This is a genomic window from Hoyosella subflava DQS3-9A1 (assembly GCF_000214175.1).
Classification (GTDB): domain Bacteria; phylum Actinomycetota; class Actinomycetes; order Mycobacteriales; family Mycobacteriaceae; genus Hoyosella; species Hoyosella subflava.
The window spans coordinates 323,179-342,629 of sequence record NC_015564.1 but is presented as its reverse complement, the minus strand read 5'-3'; the positions used below and the strand labels follow the sequence as shown (position 1 = coordinate 342,629).

Genomic DNA, 19,451 nt, shown 5'->3' with positions numbered 1-19,451 from the left:
GTGAGTCGCAGCGGCAGGCGGAAATTGCATGAGCAAGTTCTGTGGCAGCTGCCACTAGTTAGCGAATCCGGCATAACACCTGAAATGGTTCGAAACGGAACTCGCGCGCAGCCGGGCACGTTATCGAGGTAGAAATCGTAGATCGCACCAGCATTCAACGACGAACAGAGACTGTGCGGATGACGGGATTGGCGGAACCGAGCGGCAACGATGCGCGGCAGAGCGCATCTGAGGTGGGGGCGCTCACATCAGTGCCGGACCACGTCCTTGCCCGCCGCGCCGCCCTGGGCTCGCGGCGAGAATTCGAAGAGATCGTCCGTCGGCACGGTGGGGCGCTCTTCCGTTATGCGCGGCGAATGCTCCGCGACGTGGGCGATGCCGAGGAAGCCGTACAAGATACATTTGTCGCTGCGTGGCAGGGGCTGCCAGACTGGCATGGGAGGTCAGCCCTGCGCACCTGGTTGTTTTCGATCGTCGCTCACAAAGCTGCGGACAAACTTCGCAAGAAAAGACCCACCCCGGTGGAGGAAATATTCGACGACATCGATGCGAGCCCCCTCGCCGACCCGGAAGGCGCGGCCCGCTATCGCGACCTCCGCACCGCGCTCGATGCTGCACTCCAGAGCTTGCCTGCCCAGCAGCGTTCCGTCTGGCTGCTCCGCGAGGTGGAGGACCTGTCGTATCGAGAGATCGGAGATGCCCTCAGCATGCCCTATGACGTCGTTCGGGGGAATCTCTCCAGAGCTCGAGTGACACTCGGGAGGAGGCTGCAGCCATGGCGTTAGAAACCCTGCCATATGAGGACGGGAACGACCCCGGAAACGACGTGGTGCTACGTGCTGCACGGGAACTTCGCGAAAGCGACACTGATATCGACTCTCAGTGGCTTGAAATCACGGATCGAGTGATTGCCCGGGTCAGGGCAACGACACGGCACGGCATTCCAATCAGAGCGGAGTCGATGCGCGGCGCGTTGTACGTCACCGATCTCGTTGTTCGGCACACCCTCCGCGACGCGCTCGAAGGGCTCGGTGGCACGGCCCCGCTGCGCATCGATGTCGGCGTAGACGAGGCGAGATGCACGGGGCTCAATATCGAACTGAGCGCCCTTTACCTGACCGATCTGCGCCAGGCAGCCAAAGAGGTCCGTACGGCTGCCCACAGTGTGCTCACTGAAATTCTTGGTGACCTCGCACCCCCGCGCGCGACGATTACCCTCCATTTCGGAGACGTCACCCCCGACGCCAACGACTAATGGGCGGCCATTACGGCCGCATCCCGGTGGTTATGAACACCTCCGAGGACGGCGTCCAAGCTACCGCTGGACCGCAGCGCCTCAAACCCGCCCGCAATTGCCTTAGCGTTCCGAAACCCGCGAGTGCGCAGCTGCGTGACAGCTGCCGGCGCAGTATCTCCTGACCCGCAGACAATGATCCACTCGACATCGGTGTCCACCGCTGCGCTGAGGCGGAGCGCGCCAGCAGGGTCCAGCCGGTGCTCGAGGAGTTCCTGATCGACTGCGACGGCGCCCAGGAGCGGCCCCTGCGCACTCCGCTCTGACTGCGAACGGATATCGACGACTTTCGCACCCTCCGCAATCCGTGGTGCGAGTTCGCTCGGGAGAAGCAGTACTGGTGCGACCTCAGTTGGCAATACGTGAACAGCGAAGACGGGTGAGCCTTCTGGGGCGCTCGCGGTTATCGCATGCTTGCTGCCCTGAGTAAAGCTGGCCTGCCCGCCCGCCAGCACTGCGCGCTGGGTGTGACTCTTATCAGTCCAGCGTTCGACACGTAACTCGCCTGAGAGGACGGTCACCGCCTCTGCGGACGCCCGCCGCGTCGTCGCACCTGGTGTCCACTGGACCAGCCACACGGTCATCTGACCGACCTCAGCTAGTTTCCAGCGACCACTGGCGTCCTGCGCGCCGAGCGGCAGATCCCCATCGAGCACCCGAGCTGCATATGTGTCGGCCAGCGACAAAAGCTCGGCGGTCGAGTGGTTTCGCGGCGAAGCACTGGATCGAGCACCCTGACGGACGCGAGCCCGCGAGGTTCGATGGCTGCCTCGCGGCGACAAGGTCGTGCGCCGGTGATGAAGTGTGGACGTAAGCACGGAATTCTCCCAGAAGTGAAAAACGAAGTGGATTTACGCGTAAGTCAGCGCAGACAACACTTCTGGGCACGACACACGGAAACAGACCCGATTGGGCCCGCATTGGTGATGAGTTCGTGTGTCACGAGGCAATATTCTGCCATAATCACGCGGCGATCGGTACCCCGAACTCCACCACGCGAGGTGTTGCACGGGCGAGGGGCGCGCCTAGCGCGGCGAACGCGCTCGGGACAGCCGCGGGCGCGGATGGCTCGGGGGGCCAGCTGGCCTGCGAAAACCCCGAGGAGACTCTAGGTTGCGCTCGAACACAAGCCGCAAACCGTTGATCGTAAGATCAGGCTCGTGATGCTTGATTGTTTCGCATTCGTCAATGACCAGCGGAGCGAGACCCCCCGTGGCGATCACAGCGACGTCCGTCTCGGTGAATTCCGGGAGTTCGCGCAGTATTCGCCGAACTAGGCCATCTACCTGGCCCGCGAAGCCGAAGACGAAACCAGACTGTAAGCACTCGACCGTGTTCTTACCGATTACCGAGCGCGGTCGCACGATCTCGACTTTACGCAGTGCTGCCGCCCGGCCCGCAAGTGCATCGACAGAGATATCGATTCCTGGTGCTATCGCGCCGCCAAGAAACTCACCGCGCGGCGAGGTGACATCGACGCTGGTCGACGTACCGAAATCGACGACAATGCACGGACCCGGATAAAGGCTATGGGCCGCGAGCGCGTTTACGACCCGGTCCGTGCCCACTTCCTTAGGATTATCGACGAGCAACGGCACACCCGTCTTGACGCCGGGCTCGACCAGAATCTGCGGCACCGACGGCCAGTACCTATCCAGCATGATTCGGAGCTGCCCCAGAACGGCCGGCACTGTGGACAGCGCTGAAACGCCCGTGACCTGCGCGGCCAGTGGGCCGAGCAGCCCCCTGAAGGTCAAGGCCATCTCGTCAGCGGTGGTATGGGGGTCTGTCCGGACGCGCCAATCAGCAACTAGCCGCGCCTGCTGGCCGGTGCCCTCGAAAAGACCGAGGACAACGTTGGTGTTACCGACGTCGACTGTGAGCAGCACGGTTTCAGACGATGCTAGAGGCCAACGGGCGTACTGGCTGCCGTGGCGACTTCAGCCCGGAACCCGCGGGTGCGTGCGCTGGGTCCTCACCGAGCTCAATCTGCTTGTTCTCGTCGTTGACGAAAACGATCCGCGGCTTGTACTCCTTGGCCTCGGCGTTGTCCATCACGCCGTAAGCGATGAGGATGACGAGGTCACCTGGATGTACGAGGTGCGCGGCAGCGCCGTTGATGCCGATGACGCCGCTCCCGCGTTCACCTTCGATCACGTACGTCTCGAGCCGCGCGCCGTTGTTGATGTCGACGATGGTGACCTTCTCGCCTTCGATCAGGTCAGCGGCTTCGAGCAGGTCGCCATCTACCGTTACAGACCCCACGTAGTGCAGGTCGGCTTGGGTGACAGTCGCGCGGTGGATCTTCGACTTGAGCATGGTGCGAAACATCGGGCGGTCCTCCTTGTGAATGGTGCCCTTGACGGATTTCAGCCTTTTGAGCTGGCTGGGCGGGCGGGCGCTGCTGGGGAGACGACGAGACCTACGTTGTCGATCAGCCGGGTCGTCCCCAGCCGGGCAGCGATGAGTAGTCGTGAGGGTCCGCCTTCGGGCGGCACCGCACCGAGATCAGAACTGCGCAGTTCCAGGTAATCGAGCTCTATCAGGGGCTCTTCGGAAAGCACCTTGCGCGCGGCCGCAAGGACCGCGCTCGGCCCATCGTGACCGGCGTGCGCACCCGCGACCAGCGCCGCTGAGAGCACCGTCGCGGCAGTCCGCTGACGCTCATCGAGGAACCGGTTGCGTGAACTCATGGCGAGGCCGTCAGCTTCGCGCACGGTGGGCACGCCCACGATCCTGACGCCTAGGCCCAAGTCCCGCTCCATCTGGCGGATCAATGTGAGCTGCTGGTAGTCCTTCTCACCGAAGAACGCAGCGTGCGGATTGGTGTTCAGTAGGAGCTTCGCTACGACCGTCAGCATCCCCGCGAAGTGCCCCGGACGGCTTTCGCCATCGAGCTCCTCACCTAGGGGACCTGGATGCACCATCGTTCTGCGACCGTCCGGGTACATTTCCCCGACCGACGGCGCGAACACGAGCTCAACCCCGGCAGGCCGGAGCAATTCGAGGTCAGCATCGAGTGTTCGCGGATACTTGTCGAGGTCTTCGTTCACGCCGAATTGCAGCGGGTTGACGAAGATCGACACCACCACCACGGAATTCGGTGTCCGTTTCGCTTGCCGCACCAGTTCGAGGTGCCCGTCGTGCAACGCGCCCATCGTCGGGACGAGGACTATCTGGCGTCCAACGCCGCGGAGCGCCTTAGTAATCCGGCTGATCTGCGCGGGATCGCTGTGCACGCGGAGTTCGCCAGGCGAGTAGAGCTTACGGTCACCCCGGAACCCTGTGCGCGCTGATGTGTCCAGTGATGTCATCCCGGCTGTCCTCCATTGAGCACCTCGAACATTGCCTCTCCTGCGCCCGCGGTTTGCGCTGTACGCCGCGCAAGCGCGCGGTACCCCGTTGCGAGCTCGACATCAACTTTCTCGAGTGCCGCGAGGTGGCGGGCGACGGTTTCTGCATCGTCGCGTGCGACTGGACCCGTGAGTGCCCCTCGTCCGTGCCGAAGTGCGTTGTCAAGCGCTGCGGAGAGCAAGGGCGCGATGACGCGTTCCGGGAGGCCACGTGGCGTGTCACCGACCGGTTCCTGCCATGGGAGTTCGTTACCGCGCAGTGCGCTGCGCAGGCCTGCCACTGCGTCCGCGACCAATGTGACCAGGTGATTGGCGCCGTGTGCAAGTGCAGCGTGGTACAGCACGCGATGTTCTTCGCTGACGCGCACAGGCTCCGCGCCCATTTCGAGGACCAGCCCCTGGGCGATCGCGTAGCCGACCTCATCGGCCGCGGTGACACCGAAGCATGAGCTTGGCAGGCGGGCCGTGTCCTCACTTGTTCCGATGAACGTCATTGCGGGGTGCACCGCAAGAGGAGTGGCGCCGATTTCCGTCAATGGCGCCAGGATGGAAATGCCGTGTGCACCCGACGTATGCAGGACTATCGTGCCTGGACGGACCGTTCCGCACGCGGCGAGCCCGCGCACTAGACCAGGGAGTTCCGTATCGGGGACGGCGAGAATCAAGAGCTCGGAGACTGCCGCGACGTCAGTCGGCGGAAGGATCCGCGCCTCAGCAAGACGAGTGGCCGCTCGAGACACCGATGCATCGGAAACGGCTGTGCAGGAAGCGACGACATGTCCTGCCTGAGCGAGCGCCTCCCCCAGGGCGGTACCGACACGACCCGCCGAAATAACTCCGACCGCCAAGCGCGCAGGCATGGGGCCGCGAGTGAACTCTTCCGAAATACCGGAGGTCACCTTCGTCCTCTCATTCGTTCCAGTCCTGCCGAGCAGGTACCAGACGTGCCTTCACAGGATATGCCTGCGGTGCGGGGGTCCTGAAGGTGAAGTGCCAGTGAAATGTGTCACCCTCGATGCGGGGGTGCCGCCACTAGCGGATGCTTAGTTGGCGTGTGATGCCTGTCATGGCAGGGTGGAACCTGAGGGAGGTGCTTCCCCTGCGCCGTTCCGCGACAGACGGACGGTGGCGGTTCCCCTCCCTCCCGAAGGAATTGAACCCCTGCCCAGGGGAAGATTTCGCCGCTCGAGACCCTCAGGAGGGGAGAGAGTATGGAGAAAGATCCCAGCAAAGGCCACGTTGCGCTGCTCGGCTGGAGCTTGAGCGCTATTGACGCCGTAGACCGCTTCGATCGAAAGTACGTCGTGGTTGCGCCGGAATGGGCTGAAAACTACGCGCATGAAAACGACATCCCGTTTGTCAGCTGGAACTTTGAACGCCTCAACGATCGGTCGATGGAGATCGCCCAGACCCTGAAGGACATGGGGGTTGACGTTGCTATCCCACTGTACGAGGAAACGGTCGAATGGGCCGGCGCCATCAACGCAGTGCTCCACAGCAATCCCCGCTTGCATGGGCAGGCCATGCTTTTCCGCGACAAAGCGCTGATGAAGCGACGTGCACAGCTTGGCGGCATCCGAGTCGGGATCTTCGAGGAAGCGCACGACACTGATGACGTAATCCGCTTTCTGAAGCGTGTCAATCAGACGCTACTCAAGCTGGACGGCGACCCGAACGACCCAATCCATCTCAAAGCCTTCGACAAAGCTGGCTGTCTCGGCCACCGCGTCATTTCGACGGTGGAAGATGTCGCGGGCATCTCACCGGACGAGTTCCCCGCGCTGCTCGAAAGCCACCTCAACGGCTGGGAGTTCGCGGTCGAGGCGTGGATTCACCGCGGGAAGATTGCGTTCCTCAACATTTCCGAATACGTCCACCTCGGCTATTCAGTGTTCGTGCCTGCGAGCCCGGAGCTCGAGAAGTGGCGGCCCCGGATCACCGAAGAGATCGAGAAGCTGATCAAGACGTTCGATATCGAATTCGGCTTCATCCACCCGGAGTACTTCGTCACCAGTGACGGCCAGATGTACTTCGGCGAGGTGGCATACCGGCCGCCTGGGTTCAAAGTGTTCGAGTTGCTGGAACGCGCCTACGGGTTCAACGCCTACCAGGGACTCGTGCTCATGTTCGACCCGTATTCCTCCGAGGAGGAAGTCGAACAATTCTTCCCCCGTCCGGTGTCGGATGCGAAGGGGTTCGCTGGCTGCTTCGGTGTCTACCCGCGCCGTCGCGTTGTGAGCGAGTTGCAGATTCCAGCTGAGACCGAAGAGCACGAATACTTCGAGTACCACGATCTCATTGCTCCGCAGGAGAATAAGGTGACAAAGCGGACAGCTTTCGGAACCCACTGGGGTCTTGCGTATTTCTTCGGCGACGACCCTGAGACCATGCGCGAATTGCTGAAGAAGCAGGAGGAACTCGACTTCTATGTGTGATCCACAGAGAGGCGGTTACTCCGGGTGAATACCGGAATCGAGTCGTCCGACGTGCACTCGGACTTGGGGCGGCTGACTGAGAAACTCGAGCATGCGGTTGTGCAGCTCGAGCAGGCGCGCGCATTTGCAAAGTCGAATTTGCAATCGCGGGTAGTCGAGATCGCGGGACGGGTGCTCACCCGGGATGGTGGTATCGAGCACCTGTACGCGATGTCTCCGCGACTGGATGCGGCGGGCGTTTTCGCCGGATCTGACTGGAACAGTCCTGAGGGGCTGCGGCCCTCGCTCGTGCAACTCACGTTGCGTGACGGGAAGCCCCGGACAATTGTGCTCGAGTGCCTCAGCGAACTGCGCTTCCTCGCGGTCGCGACCGGCCGCGCGCACCATCCTGGCTTATCGCCCGACGGGGCGCGGAACTTCCTGACCCAGGTGCTTGCGCTGAATCTCGAGCGTCTATTCGGGGCAGTGAACGAGGTCGACCGTGTGCGACTTGGACCACTAGATACCGCGGTTAGCAACCTTTTTCGGTTCCTGCTCGACCATGTCGGCTTCGATGACATCCTGACGAGCCTGATCGACGAAATCTGGCGCATCCTCGCTCAGCGGCCAATCCAGGTCGGCCACGTCAAATCGATGGTGACCCAGATCGCCGTCACCCTCGCTAACGGCTCCGGCAGCCTCGGTGAGGCACGTCTGGGCGCAGACCGACTGATCAGCGCGCTATTCGGGCCGACGCAGAACTGCAGGGATGATCCAGGGCTCGAGCTGTACCGCACCCGTCTCGAGTCCATCGACCTCCCCGGCCTCGAGCAGGAGGCTAACGGGCTTGCCCGTGCCATGCTCGATACCGGACTGGTTTCCGACTACCACGCAGCTTTTGTGCGCTGGTTGCTTGAAAACGGGTACCCGGAGCTCCTCGCGGACGCTCTCGGTCTCAGCAACACGGGCAGAGATGCACTCCGCTGCTACACCGAGCTGACCCATCGGCTCGTACTTGACGCGATTCATCCAGACACATCTCAGGCGCTGTACGGCCTGGTCAATCTTCTCGAGCGAGGGATTCTCTACGCCCCGCCGATTGCGCCCGGACTATGGCGGCAGATTGCGCTGAAGCCCGCCCCGAACGCGACCAAGGCCATCACCTCGATCTATGGCACGAGCCTGTCGGCGAGCGTCTTCCTTCTGGCTGGAACGATCTCCGTCCTCGGGCAACCGCTCGGGATCGGGCAGGGGAACAATCCGACATGCCAGTCTGCGAGAGCGATCTCGATGTGGTCGTACGGCGATCCGTCATACCTGCTTTACCTGCTCTATCACGCCGCACGGTACGACACGATTCTCATGCATTTCGAAGGCCAGCCGATCTGGTCTGCTGAACTGCCGGATGCGCTCGCCGCGCCGACGCTGCTGGACGCTGATCCCGTGTCAGCAGTCCTGGTCCCCCACCTCGATCGGGTCTACGCCGAGATGGGACGCCGATGTGATGACCGCGGTGAGGACCCGCATCGCTGGATCAACCCCGAGTTTCACGGATGGTGGGTGGGCAGCGAGTTCATAATCGCTGTGGATATCGCTACAGGCGCCCTCAACAACTACGACGAATTCGTCCGCCAGTTCTTTGTCAGCTATCACCCGTTCTACAACCGGAACCAGCCGATCATTCATCCTCAGCCAGCAGGCCTCGCTGTCACTGACAGCACCGCGCAGTTCGTCGGCTGGCACGCCATCACGCTGATCCGGGTCGCGCTTGATCAGGAAGGTGTGATGCGGGTGTACTTCTACAACCCGAACAACGACAGCGGGCAGAACTGGGGTAACGGGGTTCAGGTTTCGACGCAAGGCCATGGCGAGCGTTTTGGGGAGGCCTCACTGCCGTTCCCTGAACTCGTGTCGCGGCTGTATATCTTCCACGATGAGCCTGGCGACTCAATGGGTGATGTCGCAGTGCCGCAAGCAGAAATCGACGCCGTTCGAGAGATGGCAGCGACCAGCTGGGCAGCATCACGCGTGTCTGCGTGACCGCTGCTCCCGCTTGAATCAGCACCCGGCGTGGAGCTTTAGCGCGAGTCCGACTGCAGCGTCGCTTCCTTGAGGTCTTCAATGATTTCAGCCACGGTCCGCTGCTTGCGGTCGGCAGCCCCGGATTCGTACTCGGTCTCGAATTCGGCCTCCACCACATCGTCCGCTGCGGATTCGGCGGAGCTGGCGAAAGGCGTGCGTTCCGCAGGCTCCGAAGCAGCAACAGCATCGGTCGGCGCCTCAGCCCGCGTAAGAGGTGCGCCCGGGGGCAGCGATGCGCGAGTAGCGCCGGGGATCTCTTGGCCGAGGGAGAACTCGAGATGACCACGCAGCGCTGATAATTCACGGTGCACGGCCGCCAGCTGCTGCGAAGTGTCCGAACGGACCTCTGCGTCAAGTTCACGACGGATTCTGGACTCCAGGGTCAGTTCATGACGGCGGCGCGCGGCCACTTCGCGAGACAGCTGCATCTCATACACCATTCGCAGATCACGAACCTTCGCCCGATCTGCTTCCGCTTCCTTGCGGTACTTGGTGACAGCCAAAGCACCAAGGAACGCGGCCCAGAGCGCCGCCACAATCCCGATACGGAGCGTCTCGACGCTGTTGCTGGCGACCAGAAAGATGCTGGCGACGATCGCTAACAGAAACAGCGCAACGATCAGCGCACTATTCGACTTTTGCCTGCGACGTCGACGCACGCGGGGCTGCCCCTGAACAGTCATGCGCCGAAAATACCGCGCTGCCCCAGTTTGCCCGCGGAACCAATCCGGCGATTCGCAGGATCAGCGAAAGTCCGTGCCCCAGCTTGGATCTCCGCCCGGAGTGTCCTCGTCTTCTTCGTCGTCTGGCGTGCGACAGCACTGTTCCAGCCATAGCGCTGCTCCCGTGAGCGCGAGCGCGCCGAGGAAGCCCACCGTGACACCAGGCAGGTCTTCCATCGCTGCTCGCACGATCGCGCGATCCGGCGCTATGACGAGCAGCAAGCCCGCCCATACACCGGCACTGGCGGCGCCAACCAGCGCCGATGCTTTCGCAAGCGCCACTGCCCGCGCGATGGTTATTGGGTGCAGTTGACCGCGCGCCATTCCGACGCGGTGGGAGGCGATACGGTTACGAATGGCGAACCCGAAGGCGACTTCGGCAACCGCGATCGGGTAAAGCGAGGCACCCACGAGAAGCCTGATAGGCGGCAGCGAGCCATAGAAAGCCTCTGCGAGCAGCCACGACGCGATGAGCGCTACTATGCCGATGACGGCGAGATCCCGCACCCTGGTGGCGTTCACACGAACCACTCCGTTTGGTCGCAGAGGCGGCGAACACCAGCTCGTTCACCCTCGGGCAGCGCGTCGAGGTGCTCGCTCAGCGGCACACCCAGCAGCGTGGCGGCCGGCTCGGCCTCAAGCCAGGGAACCAGGACGAAGGCTCGCTGGTGCGCACGGGGGTGCGGCAACGTCAGATTCGGGTCAGAGCTCGTGAGCTGCTCGCCCGCATCTGAGCAACTCACGATATCTACGTCGAGTGTTCGGGGCCCCCAATGGCGCTGCCGTACCCGCTCCGCGTTCCGCTCACAGCGTTGAACGAAGTCCAGCCAGGCCCACCTGTCCCAGGACGGGTCCTCCGCGACAATGATCGCGTTGTAGAAATCTTCCTGGTCGGTGTGGCCCCAGGGCGCGGTCACGTACACGCTCGAGCGCGACACCATTCGCGAACCGAGCGACTCGGCCACAGAGCGCACATGCCGCAACCGATCGCCCATGTTGGAACCGACGGACAGAACGGCGCGACTCACGCGGGATGTCCCTTTCCACCGCCGTCACGGCGCACCACAACAGCCACATCACTGAACGCGAGCGGAATCGGCGCGGAGGGTTTATGAACCGTGACCTCCACGGCCTCGACCCGCGAGTTTTCCACCACGCCGTCCGCTATTCTCGCGGCCACTGATTCGATAAGATCATAGGGTTCACCAGCGATGATCGCCGCTGCTTGCTCGGCAAGCGCACCGTAATCGAGAGTATCGCCTAGATCGTCCGAGGCGGCAGCGTCGGACAGATCGAGGTACACCACAACGTCGACGACGAAGTCCTGGCCGTCACGCTTTTCGTGTTCGAAGACCCCGTGGTGGCCGCGAACCGTCAGTCCGCGCAACTCGATCCGATCGTTAGCAACCATCAGCCGCGCCCAGTGGTCCACGCGTGTGCTACCGCAATAGCGTCGAGGGTTGAGCGCGCGTCATGGACGCGCACACCCCACGCGCCGCCCGCAACGGCGAGGGCCGAAATCGCCGCTGTTGCCGTATCACGCTCCAGTACTGCGCGCTCGGTACCATCCGGGCCAGAGAGGAGCGACCCGAGGAACCGTTTACGCGATGCCCCGATGAGCACCGGGAAGCCCAGTCCCGCGAGATGCGGTAAGGCCTGGAGCAGAGCCCAGTTGTCTTCAGCGGTCTTCGCGAATCCCAGCCCTGGATCGAGGACGAGAGCAGACGGATCCACACCAGCGCGCACGGCAGCGTCGACCTGGGTGAGGAGTTCCGCGCTGACTTCTTTGACAATGTCGCGATAGCCGTCGCGCCCGCCCGCGTCGGCACGATGGACGTATTCGCCGTTCGAACGCCAATGCATGAGGATCCACGGCACACCGGCGTCAGCGATGACCTTCGCCATGTCAGGATCCGCCTGCCCTCCCGATACATCGTTGACGATGGCAGCCCCGGCCGTGATCGCCTCAGCCGCGACAGTCGCACGCATCGTGTCGACGCTGACCGCCACTCCTGCCGACGTCAGTGCGGAGATGACGGGGATGACACGACGCGCCTCCACCGCAGGGTCCACCCGTACCGCGCCGGGGCGAGTCGACTCACCGCCGATGTCAACAACATCCACGCCGAGATTACGCAGTTCGAGTCCGCGCGCGATCGCACGTTCAGGGTCCAGGAATTGGCCCCCATCGGAAAACGAATCTCCGGTGACGTTCACGATTCCCATGACGACGCAACGTCCAGGGGCGGGAAGACCAGGGTGCGGGTGCTGAGATGCGGTTTCTGCCATGGCCGGAATCACTTCCGTATGATCAGGTCGAGCGCTTCCGATCGGGACGCTGCACTGGACTTGAACAGGCCACGGACAGCTGACGTAGTGGTCGTGGCACCGGGCTTGCGGATACCTCGCATTGCCATGCACAAGTGCTCAGCTTCCACCACGACGATGACTCCGCGCGGATCGAGCTTGCGCATCATCGCATCAGCGATCTGGCTGGTCAGGCGTTCCTGCACCTGTGGCTGTTTGGCATACAGGTCAACCAGTCTGGCGAGTTTGGAAAGGCCCGTGACCCGCCCCGACTCATTCGGGATATACCCAACATGCGCGACGCCGTGAAAAGGCACCAGGTGGTGCTCGCATGTGGAGTACATAGGTATGTCCTTCAACAGGACGAGTTCGTCGTGTCCTTCGTCGAACGTCGTGTCGAGAACGTGGTCCGGGTCCGTGTGCAAACCCGCAAAGAGTTCCGCGTACGCCCGCGCGACCCTCGCGGGGGTGTCCGCGAGGCCCGACCGCGAGGGGTCCTCACCGACAGCGATCAGCAACTCCCGCACCGCGGCTTCAGCGCGCGGCTGATCAAAAACCCGCGGCACTTCGCCGATCCGGTCCTCGGGGTCAATCCGGTCCTCGGGGCGAATGCTGGTCACGACGTCCGGCCGTCCTGTTGCTGCGAATCTTCCTGATGCGGGCGCCACACGCTGGGCTCACCTGCTTCGTCGCGCTCGGGACCTTCCGATTGAGCTTCCCGCGGTGGGGCATCCTGCGGTCCCTCGCCAAGCGCCTCTTCTTGTCCCGGTGTTGGCTCCCCGCCGCGCGGCGGCCATCCGGGCGCCGACCATCCCGGGGGTTCCCCGTATCGGGAATGCCCTGTGTCTCGCGCACTGCTGCCCGTCGGTGAATGAACGGGGTAACCGGCCTGACCAGGGTGACTTTGTCCAGCATGCATAGCCTGGTCCTGCGGGCGGGCGGGCTGGCCGTTCCACGTGCTGTGGTGACCGCCGCCGTTCACGCCCACCGGCTCGTGCTGGGCAGTCGAGCCCTCACCGTTCGCGGGCGTGTGACCCGCTGGGGCGTCAGCGGTTGCTGTGGCCGGTGCCGGTGCTGCAGTGAGCTCAGGAACCGGCGGCCATGGTTCGCCGCGTTCTTTCGCCAGTTCAGCAGGCGTTTTGATAGGAGGCCGCTCGGATGGCGTGCGCGTCCCGAAATCATTGAACTCAGTGATTCGCGGGCGTTTGTCGACACTTGCGAGAATTCGCTCAAGGTCCTTGCGGACTAGTGTCTCTTTCTCAAGCAACTCACGGGCGAGTTCGTCAAGTTCGTCGCGATATTCGTGCAGAATCTCCCACGCCTCGGTGTGCGAGGCTTCGATGAGCCTGCGCACTTCCTCGTCGATCTCGCGGGCAATCTCGTGCGAATAGTCCGGCGCCATACCCATAGTCCGCCCGACAAACGGATCGCCGTGCTCCTGGCCGTAACGCACAGCTCCTAGCCGCGGACTCATGCCGTACTCGGTGACCATCGCGCGGGCGATCTTCGTTGCTTGCTCGATGTCCGACGATGCCCCGGTTGTAGGTTCCTGGAAGACGAGTTCCTCCGCGGCACGGCCACCCATTGCGAAGACGAGCCGGGAGATCATTTCAGACCTCGTCATCATCGATTTGTCATCTTCGGGGACGGCAAGTGCATGGCCGCCGGTGCGTCCGCGCGCGAGGATAGTGACCTTGTAGACCGGGGTGAGGTCTGGCATCGCCCAGCCAGCGAGTGTATGACCGCCCTCGTGGTAGGCGGTGATTTTCTTTTCCAGCTCACTGATAATCCGGCTCTTCCGGCGCGGCCCGCCGATGACGCGGTCCACCGCTTCCTCGAGAGCCTCATTCGTGATGACTGTTTTCGCTTCACGCGCGGTCAGCAGTGCAGCTTCATTGATGACGTTGGCGAGGTCCGCACCTGACATGCCGACGGTGCGCTTCGCGAGCGCGTTCATGTCGACGTCCGGCGCCATCGGCTTTCCCTGTGAGTGCACCCCCAGGATCGCCTTGCGGCCAGCAAGGTCTGGATTGCCGACGGGTACCTGGCGGTCAAAACGGCCCGGTCGCAAAAGGGCCGGGTCGAGGATGTCGGGGCGGTTGGTCGCGGCGATCATGATGATCCCCTGACGGGCACCGAAACCGTCCATCTCTACGAGCAACTGGTTGAGCGTCTGCTCGCGCTCGTCGTGACCGCCGCCCATCCCGGCGCCGCGCTGACGGCCCACAGCATCGATCTCGTCCACGAAGATGATGCAGGGAGCGTTCTGCTTCGCCTGTTCGAACAGGTCACGTACACGCGAGGCGCCGACACCCACGAACATTTCCACAAAGTCTGAACCCGAAATCGTGAAGAATGGCACACCTGCTTCACCGGCGACTGCTCTGGCGAGCAGGGTTTTACCGGTACCTGGCGGGCCAAATAGGAGAACACCCTTAGGTATCTTCGCGCCGAGCGCTTGGTACCGGGCCGGGTTCTGAAGGAAGTCCTTGAGCTCTTCGAGTTCCTCGACAGCCTCGTCGGCGCCAGCGACGTCAGCGAACGTCGTCTTCGGCATATCCTTCGTCAGCTGCTTGGCTTTGGATTTGCCGAAGCCCATCACGCCGCCGCGGCCACCGCCCTGCATGCGGATCATGATGAAAAGGAACAGGCCCAGAAGGATAAGCATCGGCAACATGAACAGCAGCAGGCTTCCCAGCCAGCTGTCCTGAGTCACTTCTGTGTCAAACCGGTCAAGCTCAGCGGCGCGGACCTGGTCGTAGACCTGTTCCGCAGCACCCATCGGGTACTTCGCAATGATTTGCGTCTCACCCTCGGTCGCGTCCACCGCTTCACGCAGTGTCAGACGCAGTTGCTGCTCGCGGTCATCGATCTGCGCCTCGACGACGTTGCGCTCGTCAAGTTGCGCCAACGCCACAGATGTGTCGACTTCGTGGTACTCGCGGGTGTCACTGCCGAAGTACGAGAACGCATAGATCACCAGCAGAATTGCTGCAATGATCCCGAGGTTCCTGAAAACTGTCTTGCGATTCATACAGGTTCAGCCGGGTGGCTCATCCTTCCAGTGCACGAGCGGGCAGTCGCTGGTTTTCCCAGCAACATCACGCCGGGAGTTCCAGGCTACCGTCAGGTCACGACAGGAGGTAACTCGACGACAAAGAGGAACCGCTCAGCGGTATACCTTCGGGTCAAGCAAACCGATGTAGGGCAGGTCCCGGTAACGCTCGTCATAGTCAAGGCCGTATCCCACAACGAATTCGTTGGGGATGTCGAACCCCACGTATGCGACAGGAACGTCCACGGTGATCGCATCGGGCTTGCGAAGCAGCGTGCAGACCTGAAGGGACTTCGGATTGCGGGTCTGGAGATTCCGCATCAGCCACGACAACGTGAGACCCGAGTCGATGATGTCTTCGACAATCAGAACGTCCCGGTCGGCGATATCACGATCAAGGTCCTTCAAGATCCGCACCACACCGGATGACGAGGTGGAGGACCCGTACGAACTGACCGCCATGAATTCCATTTGAGTCGGCACCGGCACAGCGCGGGCGAGATCCGTGATGAACATCATCGCGCCTTTGAGTACCCCGATGAGGAGCAGATCATCGTCAGGCCCGGCGTCGGGCACCGGCTTGTACCGCTCTGCCAGCTCAGCCGCCAGTCCGGCAGTACGTTCACGGATCTGTTCCTCTGAGATCAGCACAGACGCGATGTCGCCGTCGTACACGGGTCAGGTCCCTTTCTCGATACGCCGTCCTCCGGGGACGGAACGGCGCAGTTGCACTGCGATCCCAAGGGTGCCATGCCGCCGCTCCACCACCAACCGCGCCCCCTCCGCTTGCCCGCTGCCGCCGTTCGGCACCGCGACGGGTCCCTGCCCACGCCACTCACACACGAGCGCGTCAATCGCTCGTAGCTGACTGTCTGTTGCAGCTCGCGCTCCGTTGTCGAGTAGCCACAACCGTATCGCTCTGCGTCGTGTCGCGGCGGGCGCTTCGGACAGCACTGCGGTGTCGAGTCCCCTCGATGTCAAGGCAGCGTGCAGTAACTCGGTAGCAAGGGTGTCGAGCACGGCGACATCGTCCTGCAATTGCGCTGCGGTTCGGGCGAGCGACTCGGCAACCCCGCCCCCAAGTACCTCTTCAAGAAGCGGCAATACCTCACTCCGGAGTCGGACCCGCGTAAACCTGGCATCGGAGTTATGGGGGTCTTCGTGAGGAGTGATTCCGAGTTCTGCGCATGCCGCACGGGTCGTGCTTCTATGGATGCCGAGCAACGGGCGCCCCCAGGGTGGCGCAAAAGCGCGCATACCCGCCATTGACCGCGCACCGGACCCGCGTGCGAGGCCGAGTAGCACGGTTTCCGCCTGATCATCAAGGGTGTGGGCTACGAACACAGGGGACCCGCGCCGCGCCTGATCAAGCGCCTGGTATCGCGCTTTCCTCGCCGCCGCCTCCAGGCCACCCGAATTGCCCACCTCAACGCGGATCACGTCAGCCGTTGTGCAGCCCAGGTCACGCGCTAGTTGTGCCGCCTTGTCGGCAACCTCGTCCGAGCCGGGCTGGAGACCATGATCGATCGTCAGTGCCCGGACGCGACCAGGCAGTTCAAGCACTGCCGCAGCGCATAGCGCAGTGGAGTCGCCTCCTCCAGACATTGCGATGACGACTTCATCCTGGCCAGCCCATGCCTCGTCGTGGGTTCCAAGCCAGTTGCGAACCGCAAGCCGAATTGTGTGGAGGTTCCGCGTCGTCACCCGAGGACCCGTTTGATCCATTCACCCGGCGCACCGATCTCACCGGGCTGGGGCAGTGCTGCGGGTTCACTCCAGATGGCGTTGAACTCGCGCATCCCGACTCGGCTGACCACCTCGTCGACGAACTCCTTGCCCTTGATGTACTGGGCGATCTTCGCGTCCACGCCGAGCAAAGTCCGCATCAGCCATTGGATCGGGTTGTTCCGGCGACGTCGGCGCTCATCGAAAAGGCTGCGGATATGGGCAACTGAGGGGACCACTGCGGGGCCAGCCGCGTCCATCACATGCTCCGCGTGTCCTTCAAGGAGAGTTCCGAGCATCAGCAGGGAAACCATCGCGTTGCGCTGCTTCGGTGGCTGCGTCGCGAGCAAGGCTCCCACCATGCCTCGCTCCAGGCCGAGATCCGAACGACTCTGATCAGCACCACGACTGCGGCGGACTGCCGCTGCGAGGCGCCCCACCACCTCGGAAAGGTTCTCGTCGCTGTGCTCGCCAAGCGTGTCGACCAGACCCCGCATATATTTGGCCAGCCACGGCGACGATGTGAATTGCACGCGATGTGTCACCTCATGGAGGCACACCCACATACGGAAGTCGCGTGTATTCACGCGCATCGCGCGTTCTGTCGCCACTACATTGGGCGCGACCAGCAACAGCGTCCCATCGGGGCCGGTAAAGGGATCGTACTGCCCGATGATCGCGGTCGACAGAAAACCCAGCACCGCCCCAGCCTGAAGTCCTGCCGGCCGCCCACGGAGGAGCCCAGCGGGTTTATCCATCGCGGTGCCAGTGAGATCGGCAAGCGATTCAGCGGCAGCACGGGCCCAGCCTGGTCTGTCTACGATCGTCGCGGGAGTGACAGGACTATCGTCCGCGAGCAGCGTCACTTCGCGGACGGGCGCATCCGCGAACACGGACAGCTCCGCGAGTTCGGCTGACACCTGTTCGCGGGTATATATCGACATCGCCGGTCCCGGTCTGACCAGTTTTTCTGCCGTTCTGGCAGCCAGGCGCCAATCCACCGCAGCCGCTGGTTCGTCACGCTCTGTGTCGCTCATTCTCCCGCTCTCGGTAGCGTCCGAAGCTGAGCAGCCAGTGCGTCAAGCGCCGGCCGCGCCTCGAACGCGTTGCTGTCCGTCGAAATGAAGGCAAAAGTGAGCACCCGTCCCCGCTGTGTCACGACATATCCGGTTAATGCGCTCACTCCATCGAGTGTGCCAGTCTTCGCGCGCACCCACCCTGCGCCCGCTTCCGCGGAATCGAAGAATCGATCCTCAAGCGTGCCCGTCCCAGCCGCGACCGGCAGCAGATCAAGCAGCGGTCGCAACAGGCCTACTTGCCCGCTGCCGGTTGGGTCCTCGCGCTCCCCCAGCCCGTCATCTTCAGCTGCGGCCCGCACCATCAGACCATCGAGTACCGAAACAGGCAGCGCGTTCTCACGTGACAACCCGCTGGTGTCGGCAAGATCCACCCCGTCCATGGCCACGCCATGCGCAGCGAGCACCGAGCGCACCGCCCGGGTAGCGCCCCGGAACGAGGCGGGCTCCGCCTCCGCGACGGCAACTTCCCGGCCGATGGCTTCGGCAAGTACGTTGTCTGAGAGCTGCATTGCCTGCTCGACACGCACCCGCAACGACGCTGAACTCACGCGGGCCAGCACAGGCGCATCGTCACTGGCCGACCCAATGCCAACTTCGGCTGGGTCAGCTCCGAGGCGCTCCGCCAGGGTACGGCCGGCCGCGATGGCAGGCTCTTCCCAGCGAGCCGATTCAGGTTCGAGTGGCTCGATACGCCCGCCGTCGAGCATCACCGGCTCCATGGGGGCGATGTACCCCTCACCGACACTCTCGCTGTTCCAGCCAGGGGCAAGGCGGGCACCGGTGTACGCATCGGTATCGACGAGTACGCGTGTGATTTCCACACCACTGTCGCGCAACTGAGCAACCAGGTCATCGAGCCGGGCGGCACCGTCGTAGAAGGTAGAAGCATCCTCGGGCTGCGCGCTCAGCGTCACATCCCCAGCACCTACCAGTACAGCGACACCTGGCTCGTCACCAGCAGCAACTACCGTCTCAACGCGGGAGTCATGCGGAAGCACCAGCAGCGCTGCCGCTGCAGTGAGGAGCTTCACCGATGAAGCCGGGATACGTGGAGACGCGGGATCCTGGGTCCAGAGGGCGGTCCCGGTGTTCGCGTCGGAGATCTGTCCCGCGAGTGAACCCAAAGCAGGATCGGACAGCCAAGGGGCCAGCGCCACAGCGACCTCCTCGCGCGACGGTACCGGTGCCGCGGAACTGACGGGGAGAATGGCTGGGTCCAGCGTGACGAGCGGTGGCGGCGGTGCGATCGCGTGGACCTGACCAGAGCGGAATGACTCCACGAAACGAGCGGTGATGAGAGTTGCCGTGCCGGCGAGGATTAATAGGACGACCACGAGGGCTGCGCCCGTGAGCACCCCCCAGGACCGCCCAGGCGCCGCACGCTGCACCGGTGATGCCGGCGCCTCCTCTTCTGCCATCG

The 19,451-nt window shown here is 63.1% G+C and carries 20 protein-coding genes; 4 read left to right on the top strand and 16 right to left on the bottom strand.

What is annotated here, in order from left to right:
* The first annotated feature begins 179 nt into the window (after positions 1-179).
* Positions 180-785: an RNA polymerase sigma factor gene (locus AS9A_RS01600; RefSeq protein ID WP_041450778.1), complete on the top strand. Its 606-nt coding sequence runs from the start codon at positions 180-182 to the stop codon at positions 783-785.
* On the top strand, positions 776-1,255 hold the full coding sequence (locus tag AS9A_RS01595; protein ID WP_013805137.1) for a hypothetical protein: 480 nt from the start codon (positions 776-778) through the stop codon (positions 1,253-1,255). The genes AS9A_RS01600 and AS9A_RS01595 overlap by 10 nt, the downstream gene beginning before the upstream one ends.
* Here the strand turns inward: AS9A_RS01595 and AS9A_RS22520 are convergent.
* From AS9A_RS22520 to AS9A_RS01570, 5 genes are all read right to left on the bottom strand, one after another.
* Entirely contained in the window at positions 1,252-1,950 is a 699-nt protein-coding gene (locus AS9A_RS22520) for a rhodanese-like domain-containing protein (RefSeq protein WP_013805136.1), read from the bottom strand. The two genes, AS9A_RS01595 and AS9A_RS22520, sit on opposite strands and share 4 nt — an antisense overlap.
* Positions 1,951-2,319: 369 nt before the next feature.
* Entirely contained in the window at positions 2,320-3,183 is an 864-nt protein-coding gene (locus tag AS9A_RS01585; RefSeq protein WP_013805134.1) for a type III pantothenate kinase, read from the bottom strand.
* Between the two features lie 4 nt (positions 3,184-3,187).
* Entirely contained in the window at positions 3,188-3,625 is a 438-nt protein-coding gene (gene panD / locus AS9A_RS01580; RefSeq protein WP_013805133.1) for an aspartate 1-decarboxylase, read from the bottom strand.
* A gap of 38 nt (positions 3,626-3,663) precedes the next feature.
* A complete protein-coding gene (panC, locus tag AS9A_RS01575) occupies positions 3,664-4,608 on the bottom strand; it encodes a pantoate--beta-alanine ligase (RefSeq protein ID WP_013805132.1) in 945 nt (314 codons plus the stop codon).
* Entirely contained in the window at positions 4,605-5,507 is a 903-nt protein-coding gene (locus AS9A_RS01570) for a Rossmann-like and DUF2520 domain-containing protein (RefSeq protein ID WP_041451383.1), read from the bottom strand. Before AS9A_RS01570 ends, panC begins: the two co-directional genes overlap by 4 nt.
* A gap of 351 nt (positions 5,508-5,858) precedes the next feature.
* Here AS9A_RS01570 and AS9A_RS01565 point away from each other — a divergent pair, with 351 nt between their 5' ends.
* Positions 5,859-7,082: an ATP-grasp domain-containing protein gene (locus AS9A_RS01565; RefSeq protein ID WP_013805130.1), complete on the top strand. Its 1,224-nt coding sequence runs from the start codon at positions 5,859-5,861 to the stop codon at positions 7,080-7,082.
* A 24-nt stretch (positions 7,083-7,106) separates the two neighbouring features.
* A complete protein-coding gene (locus AS9A_RS01560; RefSeq protein ID WP_013805129.1) occupies positions 7,107-9,101 on the top strand; it encodes a hypothetical protein in 1,995 nt (664 codons plus the stop codon).
* A 38-nt stretch (positions 9,102-9,139) separates the two neighbouring features.
* On the opposite strand, the gene AS9A_RS22515 is transcribed toward AS9A_RS01560, so the two are convergent.
* From AS9A_RS22515 to dacB, 11 genes are all read right to left on the bottom strand, one after another.
* Positions 9,140-9,826: a DUF6779 domain-containing protein gene (locus AS9A_RS22515; RefSeq protein WP_013805128.1), complete on the bottom strand. Its 687-nt coding sequence runs from the start codon at positions 9,824-9,826 to the stop codon at positions 9,140-9,142.
* A gap of 60 nt (positions 9,827-9,886) precedes the next feature.
* Positions 9,887-10,387: a DUF3180 domain-containing protein gene (locus tag AS9A_RS01550; protein ID WP_013805127.1), complete on the bottom strand. Its 501-nt coding sequence runs from the start codon at positions 10,385-10,387 to the stop codon at positions 9,887-9,889.
* On the bottom strand, positions 10,384-10,893 hold the full coding sequence (folK, locus tag AS9A_RS01545; RefSeq protein ID WP_041450777.1) for a 2-amino-4-hydroxy-6-hydroxymethyldihydropteridine diphosphokinase: 510 nt from the start codon (positions 10,891-10,893) through the stop codon (positions 10,384-10,386). The genes AS9A_RS01550 and folK overlap by 4 nt, the downstream gene beginning before the upstream one ends.
* Entirely contained in the window at positions 10,890-11,276 is a 387-nt protein-coding gene (folB, locus tag AS9A_RS01540) for a dihydroneopterin aldolase (protein ID WP_041451381.1), read from the bottom strand. The genes folK and folB overlap by 4 nt, the downstream gene beginning before the upstream one ends.
* Positions 11,276-12,154 (bottom strand): dihydropteroate synthase, encoded by an 879-nt coding sequence (gene folP / locus AS9A_RS01535; protein ID WP_013805124.1) that lies wholly within the window; start codon positions 12,152-12,154, stop codon positions 11,276-11,278. Before folP ends, folB begins: the two co-directional genes overlap by 1 nt.
* Positions 12,155-12,162: 8 nt before the next feature.
* On the bottom strand, positions 12,163-12,792 hold the full coding sequence (gene folE, locus AS9A_RS01530; RefSeq protein WP_013805123.1) for a GTP cyclohydrolase I FolE: 630 nt from the start codon (positions 12,790-12,792) through the stop codon (positions 12,163-12,165).
* Positions 12,789-15,206 (bottom strand): ATP-dependent zinc metalloprotease FtsH, encoded by a 2,418-nt coding sequence (gene ftsH / locus AS9A_RS01525; RefSeq protein WP_013805122.1) that lies wholly within the window; start codon positions 15,204-15,206, stop codon positions 12,789-12,791. The genes folE and ftsH overlap by 4 nt, the downstream gene beginning before the upstream one ends.
* 135 nt (positions 15,207-15,341) lie before the next feature.
* Entirely contained in the window at positions 15,342-15,902 is a 561-nt protein-coding gene (gene hpt, locus AS9A_RS01520; RefSeq protein ID WP_013805121.1) for a hypoxanthine phosphoribosyltransferase, read from the bottom strand.
* A 3-nt stretch (positions 15,903-15,905) separates the two neighbouring features.
* Complete coding sequence (tilS, locus tag AS9A_RS01515) at positions 15,906-16,952, bottom strand: tRNA lysidine(34) synthetase TilS (RefSeq protein ID WP_049793630.1); 1,047 nt, start codon at positions 16,950-16,952, stop codon at positions 15,906-15,908.
* Complete coding sequence (locus tag AS9A_RS01510; protein ID WP_013805119.1) at positions 16,928-17,989, bottom strand: zinc-dependent metalloprotease; 1,062 nt, start codon at positions 17,987-17,989, stop codon at positions 16,928-16,930. Before AS9A_RS01510 ends, tilS begins: the two co-directional genes overlap by 25 nt.
* On the bottom strand, positions 17,986-19,449 hold the full coding sequence (gene dacB / locus AS9A_RS01505; protein ID WP_049793629.1) for a D-alanyl-D-alanine carboxypeptidase/D-alanyl-D-alanine endopeptidase: 1,464 nt from the start codon (positions 19,447-19,449) through the stop codon (positions 17,986-17,988). Before dacB ends, AS9A_RS01510 begins: the two co-directional genes overlap by 4 nt.
* Between the last annotated feature and the right edge of the window lie 2 nt (positions 19,450-19,451).